The organism is Sandarakinorhabdus sp. (genome assembly GCF_032115815.1).
Classification (GTDB): domain Bacteria; phylum Pseudomonadota; class Alphaproteobacteria; order Sphingomonadales; family Sphingomonadaceae; genus Sandarakinorhabdus.
On record NZ_JAUMBI010000027.1, the window covers coordinates 3,455 to 6,060 of the forward strand.

Annotated in this window: 2 protein-coding genes; one reads left to right on the forward strand and one right to left on the reverse strand. The window is 64.6% G+C overall.

The features are described 5' to 3' along the window. Positions 1–1,491 (reverse strand): M28 family peptidase (locus RT662_RS01330; protein WP_313668490.1); only part of this gene is annotated, 1,491 nt, incomplete at its 3' end. Between the two features lie 62 nt (positions 1,492–1,553). Here RT662_RS01330 and RT662_RS01335 point away from each other — a divergent pair. Continuing rightward, positions 1,554–2,606 (forward strand): M16 family metallopeptidase (locus tag RT662_RS01335; RefSeq protein ID WP_409530123.1); only part of this gene is annotated, 1,053 nt, incomplete at its 3' end.

A 2,606-nucleotide genomic window follows, 5' to 3' on the forward strand; every position in this document is an offset into this window, starting at 1 on the left:
GTCGGAAACTTCGTGATAGCTGTTGAGGCGGAACGTCCGTTCGGCGTCCTTGCAGACCATGCCGCCCTTGGCGTCGGTCCAACCGGTCTTCAGGAACACCGAAGGCACGCCCTTGCGCACGAAGGGGTAATGATCTGACCGGGTGAACACCGCTTCTTCCGGCTGCGGATCGGGTGACAGGCCGAGCTTCATCGCCTTGGCTGCGGCAGCGACCGTGGGGCCCAACGTTGAACGATCGCCGCCAAAGGCCACCACATCGCCGAAATCGCAGGTGAGGATCGGCATGTCGATGTTCACGTCGGCCACGATGCGCTTCACGTCCACCGTGGGCTGGCGCGAGAAATAATCGGCGCCCAGCAGCCCGGATTCCTCCGCCGTGGTGGCGAGGAACAGCACGGAGCGCTTGGGCGGTGCCTTCACCAGCGCGGTGGCGGCTTCCATCATCGTGGCGGTGCCGCTGGCATTGTCCATGGCGCCGTTGAAGATGCGGTCTTCGCCGGGCTTGGGATTGGCCTTCACGCCAACATGGTCGCTGTGGGCGGAAATCACCACGATTTCGGCGGCCAGCGCCTTGTCGGTGCCGGGCAGCAGGCCAAGCACGTTGGGGCTGCTGATCCGTTCCAGCTTGGTGGCGCGGTTGATCTTGAAACGGCCCTGCAACGGGAAGCCCTTCACCGGGCCCTTGGCAGCAGCGGCCTGCACATCGGCAAAGCTCATGGCGGAACCGGCGAAGATGGCGGCGGCGGCGGCATCATCGATGCTGGCGCGCACCTTCAGGCCAGCACCATCGCCCAGTGCCTGGCCGTTGGCACCCAGCAGCACGCGGCGTGGCAGGCGGGCGCGGGGCGCGAACTTTTCCCACGGCAGGCGGGCGGCTTCCTTCAGGGTACGCACGGTGATCAGGCCAACGGCGCCGGCCTGCAGCGCCGCGATGCCCTTGGAGGTGCGGGCCAGGTGGGCGGCGACTTCGCTGTTCATGCCATCGGGCGCCCCCGACAGGACAACGGCATATTTGCCCTTCAGATCAAGGCCGGCGAAATCATCGATGCCTTGGCTTTTGTCCTGAAGGCCATAGCCGACAAACACCATTTCGCCGCTGATGCTTTCCGGGCCGGCGAGGTCGCCGGGGGACAGCACCAGGCCGACACCGTTTTCGAGGCTGAGCGTCTTGCCGCCGGCGGTTTCGATCACGGCCGTCTCGCGTTCGCTGGCGAAGCGGCTTTCGGCGAAGTTCACGCGCTGGAACCACGAACCGTTGTCGCCGGCCGGTTGCAGGCCGAGGCGGGCGAAATGCTGGGCGATATAATTGGCGGCAATCTCGTGGCCTTGCGAGCCGATGCCGCGGCCTTCCAGCAGATCATCGGCCAGGAAGGCGACATGGGCGCGGAACGACGCGGCCAGCGGATCGGCCCCAGTGCCTTTGGTTGGAGCGGGAGCGGCTGCGGCGATGAGCGGCAGGGTGGCGGACAGGAGGAGCGCGTGCTTGATCATTGGCGTTGCGTATCAGGCAGGCTAAGCCTGTGCAAACTGCAAGATTGAGTGAGGTTTTCTCGATGTTCCGCAAATTTCTGGTGGCACTGGCTGCCACCACGATGCTGGTGCAACCGGTGCTGGCGCAGACTGGTGCCGTGCCCGCCACCCAACCGGCCAGCATCGCTGCGCTGGTAAGCCAGGTGCAGGTGCCATACGAACAGTTCACCCTGCCCAACGGCCTGCGCGTCATCGTCCACACCGATCGCAAGGCGCCGATCGTGGCCGTCAGTGTCTGGTATCATATCGGTTCCAAGGACGAGCCCCGTGGCAAGACCGGCTTTGCCCATTTGTTCGAACATCTGATGTTCTACGGCAGCGAGAACAACGACGGCGTGTTCTTCAAGAAGCTGGAGGATGTGGGCGCGACGGACGCCAACGGCACCACCTGGTTCGATCGCACCAACTATTTCGAAAATGTGCCGACCCAGGCGCTCGATCTGGCGCTGTATCTGGAATCTGATCGCATGGGCTGGCTGCTCGGCGCGGTGACGCAGGCCAAATTGGATGCGCAGCGCGGCGTGGTGCAGAATGAAAAACGCCAAGGCGACAATGCGCCCTTCGGCCTGACCGGTTATGCCACGCTGAAGGCGCTGTTTCCAGAAGGCCACCCCTATCATCACGACAGCATCGGTTCGATGGCCGATCTGAACGGCGCGAGCCTGGCCGATGTGCAGAGCTGGTTCCGCGCCAATTATGGCCCCAACAACGCCGTGCTGGTGCTGGCCGGCGATATTGATGCGAAGTCTGCCAAGCCGCTGGTGGAGAAATATTTTGGGCCGATCAACCGGGGCCCGGAGGTGAAGCGCCTCGACGCGCCGGTGCCGCGCTGGACCACGGAGCGCCGCGAGACGCTGTATGACAAGGTGCCGACGCCGCGCGTTTCCCTGCACTGGCCGGTGCCGGGCCGGCTCGACCGTGCCGCCGTGCTCACCGATGTGGCGTTGACGGTGCTGGCCGGCGGATCGTCGTCGCGGCTGTACAATGAACTGGTGCGCACGAAGAAGCTGGCCGTGTCGGTGAGTGGCGGCGTGCAGGCCTTTGAAAAGGTCAGCATGGCCGAAATCGAGGTGACG